Raw genomic sequence first — 17505 nt, 5'->3', positions numbered from 1 at the left:
CAAGCCTCCTAGTGGACCACGATGGGCTGGAAACCCTCGGCCCGGAGCGCGCTCAGCACCTGCTCGCCGTGCTCATGGCCCTTGGTTTCCAGGTTGACGGTGATGGAGACGTCGCCCATGCTGATGGACCCGCCCACGCGGGTGTGGTCCAGCCCGGTGACGTTCGCGTCGTTCTCGGCAATGATCCTGGCGATGGTGGCCAGCGAACCGGGGCGGTCGTCAAGCATCATGCGGACGGTCATGTAACGCCCTGCCGCGGAGAGGCCGCGCTGGATGACCTTGAGCATCAGCATGGGGTCGATGTTGCCGCCGGAAAGGACTACTGCCGTGGTTCCGGGGTTTTCGATCTTGCCGTCCATCAGGGCGGCGACGCCCACGGCGCCGGCCGGTTCCACCACCATCTTTGCCCGCTCCAGCAGGAAGATCAGCGCGCGGGCCAGGGAGTCCTCGCTGACCGTCACCACATCGTCCACCAGTTCGCGGATGATGCTGAACGGCAGCTGGCCCGGCCGGCCCACGGCGATGCCGTCGGCCATGGTGGATACCTTCTTCAAAGGCACCAGCGCATCGGCAGCAAGTGAGGGCGGGTAGGCCGCGGCGTTCTCCGCCTGAACACCGATGATGCGTATTTCGCGGCCCAGTTCCTTGGCCCGTGCCTTGATGGCGACGGCGACGCCCGCCAGGAGCCCGCCGCCGCCGACACCCATGAGGATGGTGTCCACGTTGGGCACCTGCTCCAGTATTTCCAGTCCCAGGGTTCCCTGGCCGGCCACGACGTCGACGTTGTCGAACGGGTGGACGAAGACCGTTCCGGTCTCGTTGCTGTAACGCTGGGCTTCGGCCAGCGCCTCGTCCACGTTGTGGCCGTGCAGGATGACCTCGGCGCCGTGGCTGCGGGTTGCTGCCAGCTTGGGCAGGGCCACTCCGAGCGGCATGTAGATGCGGGCCTTGATTCCCAGGCTCTTCGCGGCCACTGCCACGCCCTGGGCGTGGTTGCCTGCGGAAGCGGCCACCACGCCGCGCTTCTTTTCTTCGGGCGACAGCCGTGCCATCCGGACGTAGGCGCCGCGGACCTTGAACGATCCGGCGCGCTGCAGGTTCTCGCACTTGAAGTAGACGTCTCCGCCCACAATCCTGCCCAGGGCGCGTGATGATTCCACCGGAGTCCGCGCAATAATCCCGTCGAGCAGCTTCTGCGCCTCCAGGACATCGTCCAGCGTGACGGGAAGGGTTTCAAGGATGTTCACGGACTAATCTCCTCTGGATTTCGGCCCTGGCGCCGCGTCGTGGGTACGGGCATCAGGATGTTCTGCGTTTGTGCCGGCTGCGGCGCCGTTGGCGTCCTTGAGGGCGTCCGGCGGATCAACATGCCTCATGGTGTTGTCCGGGCCGGCGCCGGCAACCGAAGGGCCGCCCGGCGCTGCCAGCACCTGTTCATGTTCCCACGTTCTGGCAGCGATGTAGCGAATGGCCGAATTTGCGACGGCGAGGATGGGCACCGAGAACAGCGCACCGGGGATTCCGGCGAGGTAGGAGCCGGCCGCGACAGACAGGATCACCGCCACCGGGTGCAGGGCCACCGCCTTGCCCATGACCAGCGGCTGCAGGATGTGGCTTTCAAGCTGCTGGACGAGCAACACGATGCCGAGCATGATCAGGGCGTTCACCGGACCGTTGGCCACGAGCGCCAGCAGGACCGCGATGACTCCGGTCACCAGGGCGCCCACCACGGGGATGAAGGAACCAATGAACACCAGGACGCCCAGCGGGAGCGCCAGGGGCACACCGATGATGGCCGCACCAACGCCAATTCCTACGGCGTCCACCAGTGCGACGAACATCTGGATCCGGGCGTAGCTGACCATGGAGGACCAGCCCTTCCGGCCTGCGCCAAAGGTTGCGGCGCGCGCTTTCCTTGGCAGCAGACGGACCAGGAAGGCCCAGATGCGGTCGCCTTCGAGGAGGAAGAAAATCAGGATGAACAGCGCCAGGAGCATTCCCGCGGCAAAGTGGCCGGCGGTACTGCCAAAGGACAAGGCGCCACTAAGGATGCTGCTGCTGTTGTTCTGCAGCGCATCCGTGGCTTCCTTGACGTACTGGTCAATTTGGGCGGCGGTCAGGTGGAGGGGTCCGGCCGAAAGCCAGTCCTGGACCTGCTTCACGCCTTCCAGGGCCTGGGACCAGAGCTCACCGAATCCGATGAGCAGTTGCCTGCCCACCAGCGCCAGCGATCCGGCGATCAGCCCGATAAAGCCGAGGACGGTCACCGCCACAGCGAGGCCGCCGGGCAGTCCCCGGCGCCGCAGCCAGCGGGTCACCGGGCTGAGGAGGCCGGCCAGGAGTGCGGCGACCATCACCGGGATGATCAGGAAGCTGATCTGCCGCAGCATCCAGACCAAAGCGCCGGCCACCAGGAGGATAAGCCCCAGCCGCCAGGCCCAGGACGCGGCGATGCGCACTCCGTACGGAATGTCCTTGTCCAGCTCACGGTCTGTCAGGACGCGCAGCGGCGGACCCGCCTGGGCCGTCGGGGCGGCTGGTTGCCGTACGGGTAATTGAGGGTCGGGCGTAACGGGATCCTCGGCTGGGGTCATAGCCTAATACTTACGCAGCCGTGGCCTAATGGGAAACTGCTACCCCGCAGCGCCCGGGCTGTAGTCGATTCCCCACGAGATGGTGAACGATTCCCCGGGCGGCAGCCAGCGTAGGCCGTCCCCGGAGTTGAAGGCATTCGCCGGCCCGGTCATGGGTTCAACTGCCACGGCACGGTCCCGGCCGGGGTAGATGGTGCTGACATAGACATGGACGTACCGGCAGGACTCGTCCTGCCACAGGCTGACCTGCTCCCCGCCAGGCCCGGCCAGGGTGTGGCGCGCCCTGCCCCCTTCGAAACGGAGACCGGTCAACGCGACGTCCACGCTCAACGGCGCAATGTGCAGCCCGGCCCTGAAGTCAGTATCCCCCTGGACCGGGGCACTGCTGCGCGGGATGAGGCGCTCATCGGCGAGCAGCTGCGTAGCAGCCGAAACCGTCAGCACCAGGTCTTCTGTGGGGGTATCGCCAAGGCGCAGGTAAGGGTGGGCCCCGAGGACAAAGGGCGCCGGCGACTTGGCGTCGTTAGCCAGGGTCTGGCGAACTACCAGCCCAAGATCTTCTCCGAGGGAGTATTGCACCCGGTGGCGGGCCAGGAAGGGGTAGCCGTGCTGGGGAAAGATGGTGGCCTCCAGCGTGACCGAGTGCTGCGACTCGTCAACCAGCGCATAGGAGGCGTTCCGGAGGAGGCCGTGGCTCGCATTGTTCCGTGCCACCTCGGTAATGGCCAGCTGCTGCTTCTTGCCGTCCAGGAACCACTGTCCGTCTTCGACCCTGTTGGCCCAGGGAGCCAGGGTAATGCCGCACCCGCCCGGTGGAATCTGGTCATCGCCGTAGGTCTCCGTCAGCTGCACCCCGCCCCGGCTGTAGAGGCGCAGTCCTGCCGCCAGTTCAGTGACTACGGCAAGGGCATCTCCGCGGCGGAGCTCATACTGCCGGCCCGTGGCGTACGCCCGGTAGCCTGAAGCAACGCTGGTATCTAGGGGTGCATCGGAACTCATGAGCAATACCGTACAGCCCAACACCCTACTCCGGCAGCACCGCGGGTGTTACTTTTTGTTTGATTCTATTCTCTTATGAGCGGAATGTGGCACAATATTGCTAAGTTGCTGCACCACCAAAGGACAGGTTTCATGACCGGAATCACCAGCACCAGGCTCTCCGACGGCCGGGAATTGATCTACTTCGACGACGCCCGCGCCCCCAAAGTGCGGACGGCGGAAACCACCACCGACCACCGCGGCCTGCCGCCGCGGGGTGAACCGGGAGAAGTCCGTTTTGATGCCCTGACCGGTGAATGGGTTGCCGTCGCCGCCCACCGGCAGAGCCGCACGCACCTTCCGCCGGCGGACCAGTGCCCCATCTGCCCCACTACGGCCAGCAACCCCTCAGAGATTCCCGCTGACGACTACGATGTGGTGGTGTTCGAGAACCGCTTCCCGTCCCTGGGTCCGGCCCTCGGGACGGTCCCGGACCACGCTGCCTGGGGAACAAAGGCGCCCGCCTATGGCCGTTGCGAGGTGGTGGCCTTCACTCCTGCCCACACCGGGTCCTTCAGCGGCCTGACCGAGGAGCGTTCGCGCACCGTCATCGAGGCATGGGCCCAGCGCACCGAAGCCCTGACTGCGCTGCCGGGGATCAAGCAGGTGTTTCCGTTCGAAAACCGCGGCGCGGACATTGGCGTGACGCTGCACCACCCGCACGGCCAGATTTACGCCTACCCCTACGTGACCCCGCGTGCGGAGGTCCTTGGCGCGGCGGCCCGGAAGTTCTACGACGCTGCCGGCGGCAAGGAAACGCTGACGGGCTCGCTGCTGCGCTCCGAGCGCGGGGACGGCAGCCGGATGGTCCTGGAGGGTGAGAACTTCAGCGCCTATGTCCCGTTCGCTGCCCGCTGGCCCCTGGAGATCCACCTGGTTCCCCACCGCCAGGTTCCGGACCTGGCGGCGCTGAGCGGGGAGGAGAAGGATGAGCTGGCGCATGTGTACCTTGACCTGCTCAAGCGCCTCGACGCCCTCTACCCCACCCCCACGCCGTACATCTCGGCGTGGCACCAGGCGCCGATTGACCACCTGCTGCGTCCGGCCAGTTACCTGCACCTCCAGCTGACCTCGCCGCGCCGGGCAGCCGACAAACTGAAGTTCCTTGCCGGGTCGGAAGCCGCGATGGGCGCCTTCATCAATGACACCACTCCGGAAAGCGTGGCCGAGCGGCTGCGCAACGTGACCGTTCCGGCATCCACCCCATCCCCCGCTGCCCCCGAGGCAGCCGTGCCTGAAGGAGCAACCGCGTGAGCGCCGCTCGTGATTCTCTGACCACGCCCGAACCGGCAAGCAGCGACGACCTGGCCGCCCGGTTCACGCGGGAGTTCGACGGCGTTCCCGCCGGCATCTGGCAGGCGCCGGGGCGGGTCAACCTGATCGGTGAGCACACTGACTACAACGAGGGTTTTGTGCTGCCCTTCGCCATTGACCGGACTGCCCGGGTGGCCGTCGCTGTGCGTTCCGATTCCACGGTGCGGCTCTTGTCCACGTACGGGGACCAGGGTGTGGTGACCACATCCCTGGATTCCCTGCAGCCCGGCTCGGCCAAGGGATGGACCAAGTACCCGTTGGGAGTCATGTGGGCACTGCGCCGGCGGGGCATCGATGTTCCCGGCATTGACCTGCTGCTGGACTCCAATGTTCCGCTCGGGGCAGGCCTGTCCTCCTCCCATGCCATCGAGTGCGCGGTCATTTCGGCGCTGAACGAACTGACCGGTGCCGGCCTGAAGGCGGAGGACATGGTCCTGGCCACGCAGCAGGCCGAGAACGATTTTGTGGGGGCGCCCACCGGAATCATGGACCAGTCAGCATCGCTGCGCGGGTCAAAAGGCCATGCCGTGTTCCTGGACTGCCGCAACCAGGAAGTCAGCCTGGTTCCCTTCGAAACGGAACCGGCAGGCCTGGTGATGCTGGTGATTGACACTAAGGTCTCGCATTCCCATGCCGACGGCGGTTACGCGTCCCGGCGTGCGTCCTGCGAGCTGGGGGCTGAGGTCCTCGGAGTCAAAGCGCTTCGCGATGTCCAGGCAGCCGACCTTGAGGAGGCCTCGGGCCTCCTGGACGAGGTGACGTTCCGGCGGGTGCGGCACGTGGTCACCGAGAACGACAGGGTCCTGCAGACCGTGGAGCTCCTGGCAGCACAGGGGCCGGAGTCCATCGGCGCCCTGCTGGATGCAAGCCACGTCTCCATGCGCGACGACTTCGAAATCTCCTGCCCGGAGCTGGACGTGGCGGTGGAGGTTTCGCGCGCCAACGGTTCCATCGGAGCCCGGATGACGGGTGGCGGTTTCGGCGGCGCCGCCATCGCCCTCACACCGGCCGGCTCGGAGCAGAAGGTGCGTGACGCCGTCGTCAAGGCCTTTGCCGATGCCGGCTTCAAGGCGCCGGAGATCTTCACGGTAACCCCGGCTGCGGGCGCCCTGCGCGTCGCCTGAGTTCGTGTTAAACAGCTGAGGGCCCCACCTGGCGGTGGGGCCCTCAGCTGTTGTTTGGCCTACGTCAAAGAGTCCGACGGCGGGTGGTCACCCCGCGGCTAGTCGTCCCCGCGGAGGATGGCCAGCAGGCGGATGATTTCCACGTACAGCCATACGAGCGTGACGGTGAGGCCGAAGGCCGCAGTCCAGGAGAAGCGCTGCGGGGCGCCGCTGCGGACGCCCGCTTCGATGCTGGTAAAGTCCATGATCAGGGAGAAAGCGGCCAGGCCGATGGCCAGCAGGCCGATGAACACGCCCAGCGGGATGCCGAAGATTTCAACCTGGGTGCGCAGGCCGAACGGCTCCTGCACTGCGCCAGTCATCATCATGACCATGTTGACCAGGGCAAACACCGCGTAGCCGATGAGGGCGATCATAAAGAAGCGCATGGCCTTGGGCGTTGCCCGGACCTTGCCGCTCTTGAACAGCACCAGCGTTACGGCGAACACGGACAGGGTTCCGATCACGGCCTGCAGGCCGACACCCGGGAACTGCGCGTCCAGGATCCGGGTCAGGCCGCCAAGGAACAGGCCTTCCAGTCCGGCGTAAGCGAGGATGAGTGCCGGCGAGGGCTGCTTCTTGAAGGTGTTGACCAGAGCCAGCACGAAACCGCCAAGGGCGCCAACAATCATCAACAGCGAGGCGAGGCCCATGCTGACGAACATGGTGACGGCAGCGCCGGCCACCACAACACCAAGGCAGGCCGCTGTCTTGACGATAACGTCGTCGAACGTCATCCGGCCGGTGTCCGCCGGGCCCGCTGCAGGCTGGTTGTACATCTGCCGCAGCTGCTCGTCGGTCATGGGCTGCTGGCCGTAGCCCTGCTGGCCATAGGGAGCCTGGCCATACGGCTGCTGCCCGTAGCCCTGCTGGCCGAAAGGCTGGCCATACTGCTGGCCGTAGGGAGCCTGGCCGTAAGGAGCCTGCGGGACAGGCGGTGCCTGGGTGGCTCCACGGAAGCTCTTTCCGTTGAAGATCGGGTTGCCGCCAAGTGCCATTGCGGGATTCCTCCATGTGGTGGGTGGGTATGAACCTTAAAGTTCACGCTACCAATTTCCACGCGGATGCACCGCTAAAAGTTCCCCGCCTGCCGGCGGTGCAACCCAACCGTGACGTACGGCCGGCGTCCGGTTGCAGGGCCGGTCCGAAAGTACCCTTCCAGGAAGCACCTCTATTCAACAAAGGTTTTCCAGGCACCGCCGCCTTCGTTGGACCCCGGGCGCCCGGCAGTTGTTATCTGATCGCTACCAACAAGGCCGGAACCACAGCATTTGAGGCTTCTTTTGCGCTGTAGCATAAGCCAAGCAGGGTGACGGAACTCACAATCGTGATGGGTGCCGGGCCAGTGGGTGCCATCCCCGTCCTGCGACCGTTCGCAGCGGCTGCAGAGGCGCAGCCGAGACCGCCCCCAAGTGGAGGTTTTCAATTTGAGAAGTACACCCCAAGGCCAGCCGGCCGGAAGACGCGGCCGATTGCTGAGACTGCTGGGAGCCATCAGTGCTTCCATCCTGGCGATCCTCCTCGTGGCCGCACCGGCATCCCAGGCCACTTCCCCCGCACCGACACCATCCCCGTCGAACCAGACCTTCCAGAACAACATCAGCGGATTCCTCCGTGACGACACCCGCGCACCCCTGGCCGGCGTGACCATCACGGCTAAGAGCGGCGACTTCACCGGAACCACGAAGTCCACAGCGAACGGATCCTGGAACATCGGCGTGCCGCAGCAGGGCACCTATACCGTGGAGCTGGACGAATCCACCCTGCCGGAGGGCATCACCCTGGCTGAAGGCCAGGAGAACCCGCGGGAGGTGACGTTCAGCCAGACCTCCAACCTGTCGGTCATTTTCGCCTTCGGCAAAGGCATCGTGGTGCAGCAGCAGGACTTCGGGCAGAACCTCCTCAACCGGCTCGTGGCCGGACTCAGTTTCGGCCTCCTGCTGGCACTTGCCTCCGTGGGCCTTTCACTGATTTTCGGCACCACCGGCCTCACCAACTTCGCCCACGGCGAGATGGTGACGCTCGGCGCGGTGCTGGTGTTTGCGTTCAACGCCATCGGCCTTCCGTTCTGGCTCGCGATCATCCTGTCCCTGCTGGGCGGCGGCCTGTTCGGGTACGCCCAGGACCGGGGCTTGTGGCGGCCGCTGCGGCGCCGGGGCACCGGGCTGGTGCCCATGATGATCGTCAGCATCGGCCTGGCACTGGCGGTACGCTACGTGATCCAGTTCTACTTCGGCGGCGCCACGCAGCAGCTGCCGTTTGCACAGAGCCCCGAGATCCAGCTGGGGCCGGTATCCATCTCGCCGAACAACCTCTGGTCCCTGGGCATCAGCGCCGTGGTCATTGCCCTGATCGGCATCGTGCTGCTGAAGACCAGGCTGGGCAAGGCAACGCGCGCAGTGGCGGACAACCCCGCCCTCGCCGCGGCGTCCGGGATCGACGTTGACGGGGTCATCCGCCTCGTATGGATCACCGGCGGCATGCTGGCTGCCCTCGGCGGCATCCTGTGGGCCTACTACCGTCCGGGCGTGACCTTCGACATGGGTTCGGCCATCCTCCTGCTCATCTTCGCCGGCGTCACCCTGGGCGGTCTGGGAACCGTCTTCGGCGCCCTGATCGGGTCAGTGATCGTCGGCATCTTCGTGGAGCTCACCACCGTGTTCGGCCTCGCCGCCGACCTCAAATACGTGGGCGCCCTCTTCATCATGATCGTTGTCCTTTTGTTCCGGCCCCAGGGAATCCTGGGCCGGCGCGAGCGCGTGGGTTAGGAGACAGCCATGGACTTTGGATTTATTCTTGCCAGCGCTGCCGGTGAAATTTTCAGCCCGACGACGGCGGCCTACGCCCTGGCTGCCCTCGGGCTCGCCGTACATTTCGGGTACTCCGGCCTGCTGAACTTCGGGCAGGCCGGCTTCATGGCGGTGGGAGCCTACGGTTTCGCCATCTCCACCCTCACCTTCGGCGTCCCGTTTTTTGTCGGGCTGCTGATTGCCATCATTGCCTCCTCGATTTTTGCCCTGCTGCTGGGTATCCCCACGCTGCGGCTGCGCGCCGACTACCTGGCCATCGTGACCATCGCGGCAGCCGAAATCGTCCGGTACATCGTCACCACCAACCAGCTCACCTCGGTGACCGGTTCGGCCAACGGCCTTGCTGCGTTCGAAGGCGGGTTCTACGCCATGAACCCGTTCCCCGAAGGCTCCTACTTCGGCATGAACAACCGCGACTTCTTCATCCGGGTGGTGGGCTGGGCCCTGGTGGCCATCTGCTGCACGCTGGTGTGGCTGCTGATGCGGAGCCCCTGGGGACGCGTCCTCAAGGGCATCCGCGAGGATGAGAACGCCGTCCGCTCCCTCGGGAAGAACGTTTACGCCTACAAGATGCAGGCCCTCATCATCGGCGGCGTCCTCGGCGCACTCGCCGGCATGGTGTTTACCCTCCCCCGCGGAGCCGTGCAGCCGGCAAACTACGGCACGGAACTGACGTTCTTCCTCTACACCTGCCTCCTGCTCGGCGGCCTGGGCACGGTGCTCGGTCCGGTGATCGGGGCCATGATCTTCTGGGTAGTCCTGTCGCTGACCCAGGGCATCCTGTACGGCCTCATCGAGTCGGGGGCCGTCACGTGGCTCAACACGGTCCAGGCCGGGCAGCTGCGCTACATCCTGGTGGGCGTCGCCCTGATGCTGCTGATGATCTTCAGGCCCCAGGGCGTCTTCGGAAACAAGAAGGAGCTGGCGTTCGCATGAGCATGCACAGCACGGAACCAACCAATCCCGGCTCCACGGAGCCGGACTACATGACCGATGCCCGGCCCATCGCAGCCGGCGACATTGGTCCAGGCTGCAAGAAGCGCGATCCCATCGTAGTAGCGGAGAACGTGACCCGAAGCTTCGGCGGCATCAACGCGGTGGACGTCGAATACCTCGAAATTCCCCGCCACAAGATCACGGCCCTGATTGGTCCCAACGGAGCAGGCAAGACCACACTGTTCAACCTCCTCACCGGCTTTGATACGCCCAACAGCGGCAAATGGCAGTTTGAAGGCAAGAGCATTGCCGGCGTCTCGCCGTACAAGGTGGCGCGGATGGGAATGGTCCGCACCTTCCAGCTGACCAAGGTCATGGGCAAACTGACGGTCATGGAGAACATGCGGCTCGGCGCGGCAAACCAGCCCGGGGAAAGCCTGGCCAAGGCCCTGTTCAAGGGCATCTGGGGCGGCCGGGAGAAACAAATCACCGCCGAGGCGGACGTCCTCCTCGAGAAGTTCAAACTGGACACCAAAAAGGACGATTACGCGGCATCCCTCTCGGGCGGCCAGCGCAAGCTCCTCGAAATGGCGCGCTCCCTGATGGTGCGGCCCAAGCTGGTGATGCTGGATGAGCCCATGGCCGGCGTTAACCCGGCGCTGACGCAGTCCCTGCTGGACCACATCAAGAACCTCAAGGCAGAAGGCATGACGGTGCTGTTCGTCGAACACGACATGCACATGGTCCGCCACATCGCCGACTGGGTGGTGGTGATGGCAGAGGGCAAAGTGGTGGCTGAGGGCCCGCCCGCAGAGGTGATGAAAAACCCCGCGGTTATTGATGCCTACCTCGGCGCCCACCATGATGTGGACCTGGGTGACTCCGAGGGCATCAAGGAACTGGCAGCCGAGCTGGTGAGTGACCAAGAGTCCGTGGTGGGAACCGAGAATGCCGGCATCATTTCTCTTGACGTGGTAGCCGAAGAAACCGGAACATCCCGGCAGACGGAGCGGCCTGCAAGCGGCGGCACTCCCGGCCGCCACGGCAGCACGGACATCAGTGGTGAAGAGCGCCGAGAGAAGGACACCCCATGAGCAGCAGCAGCACGAGCGCGGCATCCGCCGCCCAGCCGGTCATCGACGGCGACTCGGTAGTGAAGGTCACCAACCTGGTGGCCGGCTACCTGCCGGGGGTCAACATCCTCAACGGCTGCAGCATTGAGGCCCGCAAAGGCGAACTCATCGGCATTATCGGCCCCAACGGTGCCGGCAAGTCGACCCTCCTGAAGGCCATGTTCGGGCTGGTCAAAGTCCACTCGGGCACCGTGGTGGTCCGCGGCCAGGACATTACCGGGCTGAAGGCCAACAAGCTGGTCAGTCGCGGCGTGGGGTTTGTTCCGCAAACCAACAACGTCTTTGCCACTTTGACCATCGAGGAAAACCTCCAGATGGGTATGTTCCAGCGGCCCAAGGACTTCGCTGAGCGCTTCGACTTCGTGACCGGCCTGTTCCCCGAACTCGGCAAGCGCCGTGCCCAGCGGGCCGGCTCGCTGTCCGGCGGGGAGCGCCAGATGGTGGCCATGGGCCGGGCCCTGATGATGGACCCGGCAGTGCTGCTGCTGGACGAGCCATCCGCCGGCCTGTCCCCGGTCAAGCAGGATGAGACCTTCCTGCGCGTCCATGAGATCAACCGGGCCGGGGTGTCCGTGATCATGGTGGAACAGAATGCGCGCCGCTGCCTGCAGATCTGCGACCGCGGCTACGTCCTGGACCAGGGCAGGGATGCGTACACCGGCACGGGCCGGGAGCTGATGAAGGATCCGAAGGTGATCCAGCTCTACCTCGGCACCCTTGCCGACACCGTCGAATAGCCCTCACTCCAGATACACACAAAGGGAGCCTCCGTCCATCTGGACGGAGGCTCCCTTTGTGCTTCAGGAAGGGCTGTTAGAGCTTGCCGAACTCTTCCTTGACTGCCTTGTACTTGTTGTCATCCTGGTACTCGTAGATGCCAATGTAGGCTTCGGTCGGGTCACCGGCGTCCGAGAAGGAAACCGGGCCGGACTGGCCGTCGTAGTCCGCATCCTTGCCCTCACGGATCAGCGTGACACAGGCCGCGTAGGAAGTGCACTTCTCGCCGCCCTCAGAAACTTCCTTGAGCTTGGCTGCGATATCCACGCCCTTCGTGCTCTTCGCGGATTCCGCGGCCAGCGCGATCAGGTTGACGGCGTCGTAGGACTCACCGGCGTAGCTGTAGTCCTTCAGCGCCGGATCAATGGCCAGCAGCTTCTTCTTGAAGTCCTCCTGGGCGAAGGTGCCCGGGATGGTGCCGCGGGCGCCCTTGAGCGTACCGGCCTGGAAGTCCTTGCTGTAATCGGAGGTGTTGCCGTCCACCAGGAACATCTGGGTGGGCTTGACGCCCTTGCCGGTCATCAGCGGGACGATGCTCTTGGCCTGGTCGAAGGTGATCAGGGCGATAGCGTCGGGCTTGGCAGCAAGGATCTTGTCCACCTGGCTGCTGAACTGGGTATCGCCCTCGTTGAAGAGCTCCTCCGCAACCACCTGGCCGCCGGCTGATTCAAAGGCGGACTTGATGTTTTTGGCCAGGCCCGTGCCGTAGGCATCGTTGAGGACAATCATGCCCACGGTCTGCGCACCGCAGGTGGCCATGTAGTTGCCCAGAACCTTGCCCTGGAGCACATCCGAGGGTGCCGTGCGCCAGTACAGGCCCTTGTCATCCCACGTGGTGAAGTCCGGGGACGTGTTGGCCGGCGAGAACTGGATGACGCCGGCACCGGTGATCTGGTTGATGACCGTCTTGGAAACGCCCGAGGATGCTGCACCGATGACGGCGCTGACCCCCTGGCCCAGCAGTGCGGACGTGGACTGGGTGGCGATATCGGTCTTGGTATCGCCGGAGTCGCGGTGGATCACTTCCACCGGCTTGCCCAGGACGCCGCCGGCCTTGTTGACTTCTTCAATGCCAAGGTTGACGCCCGCGATTTCGGGCGGGCCGAGGAAGGCAAGCGATCCGGTGGTGGGCAGCAGCGAGCCTATCCGCAGCGGTGTATCCGTGGTGCCGGTAGAGGGCGGAACGGAACCTGTTTCCGCCGTCTGCGACGCAGCCGCGCCCCCGCCGCCCTCAGGTGCCGGGCACGCGATACCTGCCGCAGCAGCGGTGGTGGACTCGGACGCCGTGGGTGTGGACGAACCGCCGCACGCCGTCGCCATAAAGGCGACGCCGATGCCAAGCACTGTCAGCTTGGCAGCGCGGGTTCCCGCATGGGGGAATAAAGTCATTTACGAGCTCCTCGATCTAAAGGTGCGAACGGCCTTTGACGCGAAAAATCAGGTGTTCCTGATTTAGCTTCAAGCTAATGCATATCCCAGGCGAAGATAAGTGACTGAGGTCACATCTATATAACAGTCGTTGCATATGCGGAATTAAACGCAGGAAGCCGCCCCTAAGATGGGCGGCTTCCCTTGTTCGCGGCTGCCAGCAGCGGCGACGATTTTGTACCCCAGGTGGGACTCGAACCCACAACACGCGGATTTTAAGTCCGCTGCCTCTGCCAATTGGGCTACTGGGGCAACGGCTCCATGGTATCCCGTTAGAGGCGGGTGAATGGTTCGGCATACCGGAAGACGCCATGGACGCCTCCGGGCCACAGCGCGAGCGGCAGGAGCTGGAAATGATCCCCCCAGGCTTCTTCGGGCGGGAGGACGCCCAGCGTGGCAGCCGGCACGAAGCCAAACCGCGGATAATACTCCGGGCTGCCCAAAAGCGCTATGCCGCTCTCCCCCGCAGCGTTGGCCCGGGCAATGGTCTCCTTCATCAGCGCAGACCCGATGCCCTTTCGCTGGAGCCGCGGGGTGACGCCGAGGGGGCCAAGGCCAAGGAGTTCGTGGCTGCCCACCCATCCGCGGGTGCTGATGACGTGGCCCACCACCTCGCCGTCCAGCACCGCCACCACGCTGAAGCCAGGCAGGTATTCCTTGGCCTCGAACAGTTCGCGCAGGACGTTGACTTCCACCGGCTCCCCTTCTGCGGGAAGGCCCGTGGCCGGGGAGATGGCGAACGCCTCAGCTGTCAGTGCGAGGATCGCGTCCCGGTCTTCCGGAGTCTCATCGCGCAGCTGCAGCCCGGGAACCGGCCGCACACCATCCTGAACCTGTGCGCCACCCTGCAGCCAGCCAACGTCCGGAAGCCGGCCCGGCCCCTGCCGGCTGCGTGCGGAGAGTTCAGCCAGCACCTCAAGCGCTCGAGGTGCGTCAACAACCGGCACCAGGAGGTGGTCGTGGTGGAAGCCTGCCAGAACGTTGCAGCTGATGCCGGCGTCCGTAAGGGCTTTGCTGACCGCGGCGGTCAGTCCCACCGCCTCCAGCGCAGAATGGATCTCCAGCGTGATCCAGGCCCCGACGAAGTCGTAGGACAACCCTTCGCTGTCCGCCTCGGCACGGGGCAGCACTACGGTAAGTCCTTCGGCCTCGCGGACGGCCGCTTCAATGCCTGCTGCCAGCGGCCGCCCGTGCGGCCACAGGACGTAGACGTACTCTCCGGTCCGCTGCACCGGACGCATCCCCGCGAGCAGGGCCTGCAGGTTTTTCTCGCCAGTCATGCTGCCAGTCTAGGAGGCGGAAGAAGCGCCGACGCAAACAGCGGCCGTCCCCCGGAAGGGAACAGCCGCCGTCGTGCGTTAAGGCAGGACCGGTCCTACTTGGCGTTGGCCGTCACGGATTCCTTGGGATCGACCTTCGTCTTTTCCGCCGAGCCTGCGCCGCCTGCCGGCGGGGCGGCGGGTACGGCGCCCGCAGCGGGTGCGGCAGCCGGCTTGGGTGCCGGGGCAGCCGCTGCCACGAAGGCACCGCGCGGGTTGTCCAGGTCCATCAGCTGCGTGGTGTCGCGGCCTGCAAAGAAGCTGAGGATCCAGTTGAAGATCACCCGGAACTTGCGCTCGAACGTGGGCATGGCCAGGCCGTGGTAGCCGCGGTGTGCCAGCCAGGCGAGTCCGCCCTTGAGCCCGATGCTGCCCACGAGGTTGATGTTGGCAACACCCTTCCACTCGCCGAAGCCTGCAACGGCGCCCAGGTTCTTGTGCTTGTAGTCCTTGAGCGGCTTGTCCCAGCGGGAGGCCCACAGGTTCTTGGCGAGGCGCTTGGCCTGGCGCAGCGCGTGCTGGGCGTTGGGGACGCAGGTGCCGTCCGGCAGGCCCTTTCCGGTGAGGTCCGGGACAGCGGCGACGTCGCCGGCAGCCCAGGCGTTGTCGATGATGCCTTCGTCACCGGCGATGCGCAGGTCCGGCAGGACACGTACACGGCCGCGGGGCTCGAGCGGGAAGTCGGTGGAACGGACCATGGGGTTGGCCTGCACGCCGGCGGTCCAGACGAGGGTGTCGGCTTCGAATTCCTGGGCCGGGGACTTGTCCGGCAGGTTGATGAGCTTGAGGGTGCCTTCGGCGCTGTCCAGGGAGGTGTTGAGCAGCACCTCGATGCCGCGGCTGCGGAGGTGCTCCACAACCCATTCGGCCTGCTTGGCAGTGACCTCGGGCATGATGCGGCCCATGGCTTCCACCAGGACGAAGCGGACTTCCTCCTGCTTGATGCGCGGGTTGTTGCGGACGGCGGCCCGGGCAAGGTCCTCCATCTCGGTGATGCACTCGATGCCGGCAAAACCGCCACCCACCACCACGAAGGTCAGGGCCTTGGCGCGGGCAGCGGGATCGGTCATGGTGGAGGCGAGTTCAATGCGCTCGAGGACCTTGTTGCGGAGCGCAACCGCTTCCTCGATGGTCTTCAGGCCAATGCCCTTGTCCGCGAGGCCCTTGATGGGGAAGGTGCGGGTGATGGCACCGGCGGCCAGGACGACGTCGAAGTAGGGAACCTCGAAAGGCGCGCCGCCGTCAGCGGGTGCCACCACCGCAGTGCGGTTGGCGTGGTCGATCCCGGTGACCCGGCCCTGGATCAGTTCGGTCTGCTGGAGGTGCTTGCGGTGGGAGACCACCGCGTGCCGAGCCTCAATGTTGCCGCCGGCCACCTCGGGCAGGAAGGGCTGGTAGGTCATGTAGGGCAGTGGATCCACGAGGGTGACGATGCCACCGGCATTCGCGATCTTCTTCTGCAGTTTGAGTGCTACGTACAGGCCGACGTACCCGCCGCCGACGACGAGTACCCTGGGACGGTCCTGGAGCTCTGGGGTGGTTGCCATGGTTTCAAGGATACAGCAGTTTGTGAAAATCTTCACTAACTGTCAGGAAGGCTGCCGACCCTAGGTTTTCCGGCCCGTATCCACCCGGTCCACCACGCCGGTGTCAGGCTCCTCCGGCAGTTCGCCGGGACTCCTGGCTGCCCGCCTGAGCTGGACCACCGCTGCCGCGATGATCGCCACGAACAGCAGGCCAAAACCGATCACGACGGCGGCGGCAAGGGCACTGTCCCGCTGGGACGGAGGTTCTGCCGCAGGTACCGTGGCCTCCGGCAGCGTAGCCACTGCGCTGGGAACCTCGGCGGTGGGAAGCGGAGTCGGGGTGGCCAGGTTCCCCCGGCGGTGCACCCTGATCCATTCCGCGATGGAGCCGAGCGGGTTGGCCGAGGCCTCGGGAACGTTGTCCTTGAGGGCAGCCTCCGCGTTCAGCACACCAAACCCGTACAGCGGGTCCTTGCCGGGGGCGCCGGCGTCCTTGGCCGTGGACACGATCCTGTTGATGACCTGCTTTGCGCTCATCTCCGGCCACTTGGACCGGATCAGTGCGGCGACGCCGGCAACGATGGGTGTGGAGCCGGAGGTTCCCTGCCATTCGGCGTAGCTGCCGCCGGGAACGCCGCCCAGCAGGTTCTCCGCCGGTGCTGCCACGCCGATGCTGATGCCCTGCGAGGACGCGTCGACGGAGGCTGCCCCCTTGCGGTCCAGGCCGGCGACGGTGAGGACGCCCGGAATAGTGGCAGGCGCGCCCACCTGGATGTTGCCGCCCACCCGGTTGCCGGCGGCGGCCACAATCACCACGTCTTTTTGCTCGGCATAGAGGAAAGCGGCGTCCCAGCTCTGCGGCCACTGCGGGGTGGTGCTGCCGAGGGAGATGTTGATGACCCTGGCGCCGCTGTCCACTGCCCAGCGGACGGCTTCGGGGATCTGGTCCTGGTCGCTCTTGCCCGAGGGGTTGGTTGAACCCAGCCAGGTGGAGACGGAGAGGATCTGGGCTTCCGGGGCCACGCCTACGATTCCGTCAGGAGGAAGCGCGGCGGGTCCAGGGGAAGGACTGGCTGTGGCGTCGGCAGGCTGGTGGCCGCGCCCGGCGAGCATGGTGGCCACCAGGGTGCCGTGCTCGGTCTTGGAGCCCACAATCTTTTGCCCGTCGGGTTGCCCGGAGCCGGAAGCGTCGTAGCCTCCCACCACGGCACCCTTGAGGTCCGGATGCTTGGCGTCCACGCCGCTGTCGATCACGGCCACCTTGACGCCGGCGCCCTTGGAGACTTCCCAGGCCTTGGTGATTCCGGATTCAGCCAGCCAATACTGTTTGTCGCGCCATTCGTCCGCGTGGGCGGCGGGTGCGGTGACGAGGCCGATTCCGAGGCAGCAGGCTGCCAGGAGCAGGGCCAGCAGGGCCGCGCCGGTCCGCCCGAGCGGTGGCGTCTTCCCGGTTGCGTTTTTCTGCAT

The 17505-nt window shown here is 65.4% G+C and carries 14 protein-coding genes and 1 tRNA gene; 6 read left to right on the top strand and 9 right to left on the bottom strand.

Annotated elements, in window-relative coordinates; genetic code table 11:
- Nucleotides 1-8: 8 nt before the first annotated feature.
- The 3 genes from ilvA to AC3A4Z_RS09425 are packed head-to-tail and all read right to left on the bottom strand — an operon-like array spanning nucleotide 9 to nucleotide 3593.
- Nucleotides 9-1247, bottom strand: a complete 1239-nt coding sequence (ilvA, locus tag AC3A4Z_RS09435; protein WP_493970361.1) for a threonine ammonia-lyase — start codon at nucleotides 1245-1247, stop codon at nucleotides 9-11.
- A gap of 3 nt (nucleotides 1248-1250) precedes the next feature.
- Nucleotides 1251-2594, bottom strand: coding sequence for an AI-2E family transporter (locus AC3A4Z_RS09430; RefSeq protein ID WP_498711351.1), 1344 nt, complete (start codon nucleotides 2592-2594; stop codon nucleotides 1251-1253).
- A gap of 39 nt (nucleotides 2595-2633) precedes the next feature.
- A complete protein-coding gene (locus AC3A4Z_RS09425) occupies nucleotides 2634-3593 on the bottom strand; it encodes an aldose 1-epimerase family protein (protein WP_498711350.1) in 960 nt (319 codons plus the stop codon).
- A 132-nt stretch (nucleotides 3594-3725) separates the two neighbouring features.
- Between AC3A4Z_RS09425 and galT the strand changes: the two genes are divergently transcribed.
- Nucleotides 3726-4886, top strand: coding sequence for a galactose-1-phosphate uridylyltransferase (gene galT, locus AC3A4Z_RS09420; RefSeq protein WP_498711349.1), 1161 nt, complete (start codon nucleotides 3726-3728; stop codon nucleotides 4884-4886).
- Complete coding sequence (galK, locus tag AC3A4Z_RS09415) at nucleotides 4883-6070, top strand: galactokinase (protein ID WP_498711348.1); 1188 nt, start codon at nucleotides 4883-4885, stop codon at nucleotides 6068-6070. The genes galT and galK overlap by 4 nt, the downstream gene beginning before the upstream one ends.
- Nucleotides 6071-6168: 98 nt before the next feature.
- Here the strand turns inward: galK and AC3A4Z_RS09410 are convergent, their stop codons facing one another.
- Nucleotides 6169-7107, bottom strand: a complete 939-nt coding sequence (locus AC3A4Z_RS09410) for a Bax inhibitor-1/YccA family membrane protein (protein WP_493970356.1) — start codon at nucleotides 7105-7107, stop codon at nucleotides 6169-6171.
- Between the two features lie 474 nt (nucleotides 7108-7581).
- Between AC3A4Z_RS09410 and AC3A4Z_RS09405 the strand changes: the two genes are divergently transcribed.
- Genes AC3A4Z_RS09405 through AC3A4Z_RS09390 form a run of 4 tightly spaced genes read left to right on the top strand, consistent with a single transcriptional unit; the run spans nucleotide 7582 to nucleotide 11725 of the window.
- Nucleotides 7582-8877 (top strand): ABC transporter permease subunit, encoded by a 1296-nt coding sequence (locus AC3A4Z_RS09405; protein ID WP_493970355.1) that lies wholly within the window; start codon nucleotides 7582-7584, stop codon nucleotides 8875-8877.
- A 9-nt stretch (nucleotides 8878-8886) separates the two neighbouring features.
- Nucleotides 8887-9855 (top strand): branched-chain amino acid ABC transporter permease, encoded by a 969-nt coding sequence (locus AC3A4Z_RS09400; protein WP_050055893.1) that lies wholly within the window; start codon nucleotides 8887-8889, stop codon nucleotides 9853-9855.
- Entirely contained in the window at nucleotides 9852-10949 is a 1098-nt protein-coding gene (locus AC3A4Z_RS09395; RefSeq protein WP_498711347.1) for an ABC transporter ATP-binding protein, read from the top strand. The genes AC3A4Z_RS09400 and AC3A4Z_RS09395 overlap by 4 nt, the downstream gene beginning before the upstream one ends.
- On the top strand, nucleotides 10946-11725 hold the full coding sequence (locus tag AC3A4Z_RS09390; protein WP_498711346.1) for an ABC transporter ATP-binding protein: 780 nt from the start codon (nucleotides 10946-10948) through the stop codon (nucleotides 11723-11725). The genes AC3A4Z_RS09395 and AC3A4Z_RS09390 overlap by 4 nt, the downstream gene beginning before the upstream one ends.
- Before the next feature lie 76 nt (nucleotides 11726-11801).
- Here AC3A4Z_RS09390 and AC3A4Z_RS09385 read toward each other — a convergent pair whose 3' ends face one another.
- From AC3A4Z_RS09385 to AC3A4Z_RS09365, 5 genes are all read right to left on the bottom strand, one after another.
- Nucleotides 11802-13154, bottom strand: a complete 1353-nt coding sequence (locus AC3A4Z_RS09385; RefSeq protein ID WP_498711345.1) for an ABC transporter substrate-binding protein — start codon at nucleotides 13152-13154, stop codon at nucleotides 11802-11804.
- A 217-nt stretch (nucleotides 13155-13371) separates the two neighbouring features.
- Nucleotides 13372-13445: transfer RNA gene (locus AC3A4Z_RS09380), tRNA-Leu, on the bottom strand.
- 20 nt (nucleotides 13446-13465) lie between these two features.
- Complete coding sequence (locus tag AC3A4Z_RS09375; RefSeq protein WP_498711344.1) at nucleotides 13466-14473, bottom strand: N-acetyltransferase; 1008 nt, start codon at nucleotides 14471-14473, stop codon at nucleotides 13466-13468.
- Nucleotides 14474-14568: 95 nt separating this feature from the next.
- Nucleotides 14569-16059 (bottom strand): NAD(P)/FAD-dependent oxidoreductase, encoded by a 1491-nt coding sequence (locus tag AC3A4Z_RS09370; protein ID WP_498711343.1) that lies wholly within the window; start codon nucleotides 16057-16059, stop codon nucleotides 14569-14571.
- A 60-nt stretch (nucleotides 16060-16119) separates the two neighbouring features.
- A complete protein-coding gene (locus AC3A4Z_RS09365; RefSeq protein WP_498711342.1) occupies nucleotides 16120-17505 on the bottom strand; it encodes a S8 family serine peptidase in 1386 nt (461 codons plus the stop codon).

Source organism: Arthrobacter sp. Soil_C_49 (genome assembly GCF_057656635.1).
The sequence above is the reverse complement of the archived record's forward strand: the minus strand, read 5'-3'. Positions and strand labels throughout refer to the sequence as shown.

Bases quoted from the DNA above. Each gene is read 5' to 3' on its own strand.
- AC3A4Z_RS09400 (WP_050055893.1), top strand. From the start codon at position 8,887: ATGGACTTTGGATTTATTCTTGCCAGCGCTGCCGGTGAAATTTTCAGC.
- AC3A4Z_RS09410 (WP_493970356.1), bottom strand. From the start codon at position 7,107: ATGGCACTTGGCGGCAACCCGATCTTCAACGGAAAGAGCTTCCGTGGA.
- AC3A4Z_RS09430 (WP_498711351.1), bottom strand. From the start codon at position 2,594: ATGACCCCAGCCGAGGATCCCGTTACGCCCGACCCTCAATTACCCGTA.
- AC3A4Z_RS09365 (WP_498711342.1), bottom strand. From the start codon at position 17,505: ATGCAGAAAAACGCAACCGGGAAGACGCCACCGCTCGGGCGGACCGGC.
- AC3A4Z_RS09370 (WP_498711343.1), bottom strand. From the start codon at position 16,059: ATGGCAACCACCCCAGAGCTCCAGGACCGTCCCAGGGTACTCGTCGTC.
- AC3A4Z_RS09375 (WP_498711344.1), bottom strand. From the start codon at position 14,473: ATGACTGGCGAGAAAAACCTGCAGGCCCTGCTCGCGGGGATGCGTCCG.
- AC3A4Z_RS09390 (WP_498711346.1), top strand. From the start codon at position 10,946: ATGAGCAGCAGCAGCACGAGCGCGGCATCCGCCGCCCAGCCGGTCATC.
- galT (WP_498711349.1), top strand. From the start codon at position 3,726: ATGACCGGAATCACCAGCACCAGGCTCTCCGACGGCCGGGAATTGATC.
- AC3A4Z_RS09395 (WP_498711347.1), top strand. From the start codon at position 9,852: ATGAGCATGCACAGCACGGAACCAACCAATCCCGGCTCCACGGAGCCG.
- AC3A4Z_RS09385 (WP_498711345.1), bottom strand. From the start codon at position 13,154: ATGACTTTATTCCCCCATGCGGGAACCCGCGCTGCCAAGCTGACAGTG.
- AC3A4Z_RS09425 (WP_498711350.1), bottom strand. From the start codon at position 3,593: ATGAGTTCCGATGCACCCCTAGATACCAGCGTTGCTTCAGGCTACCGG.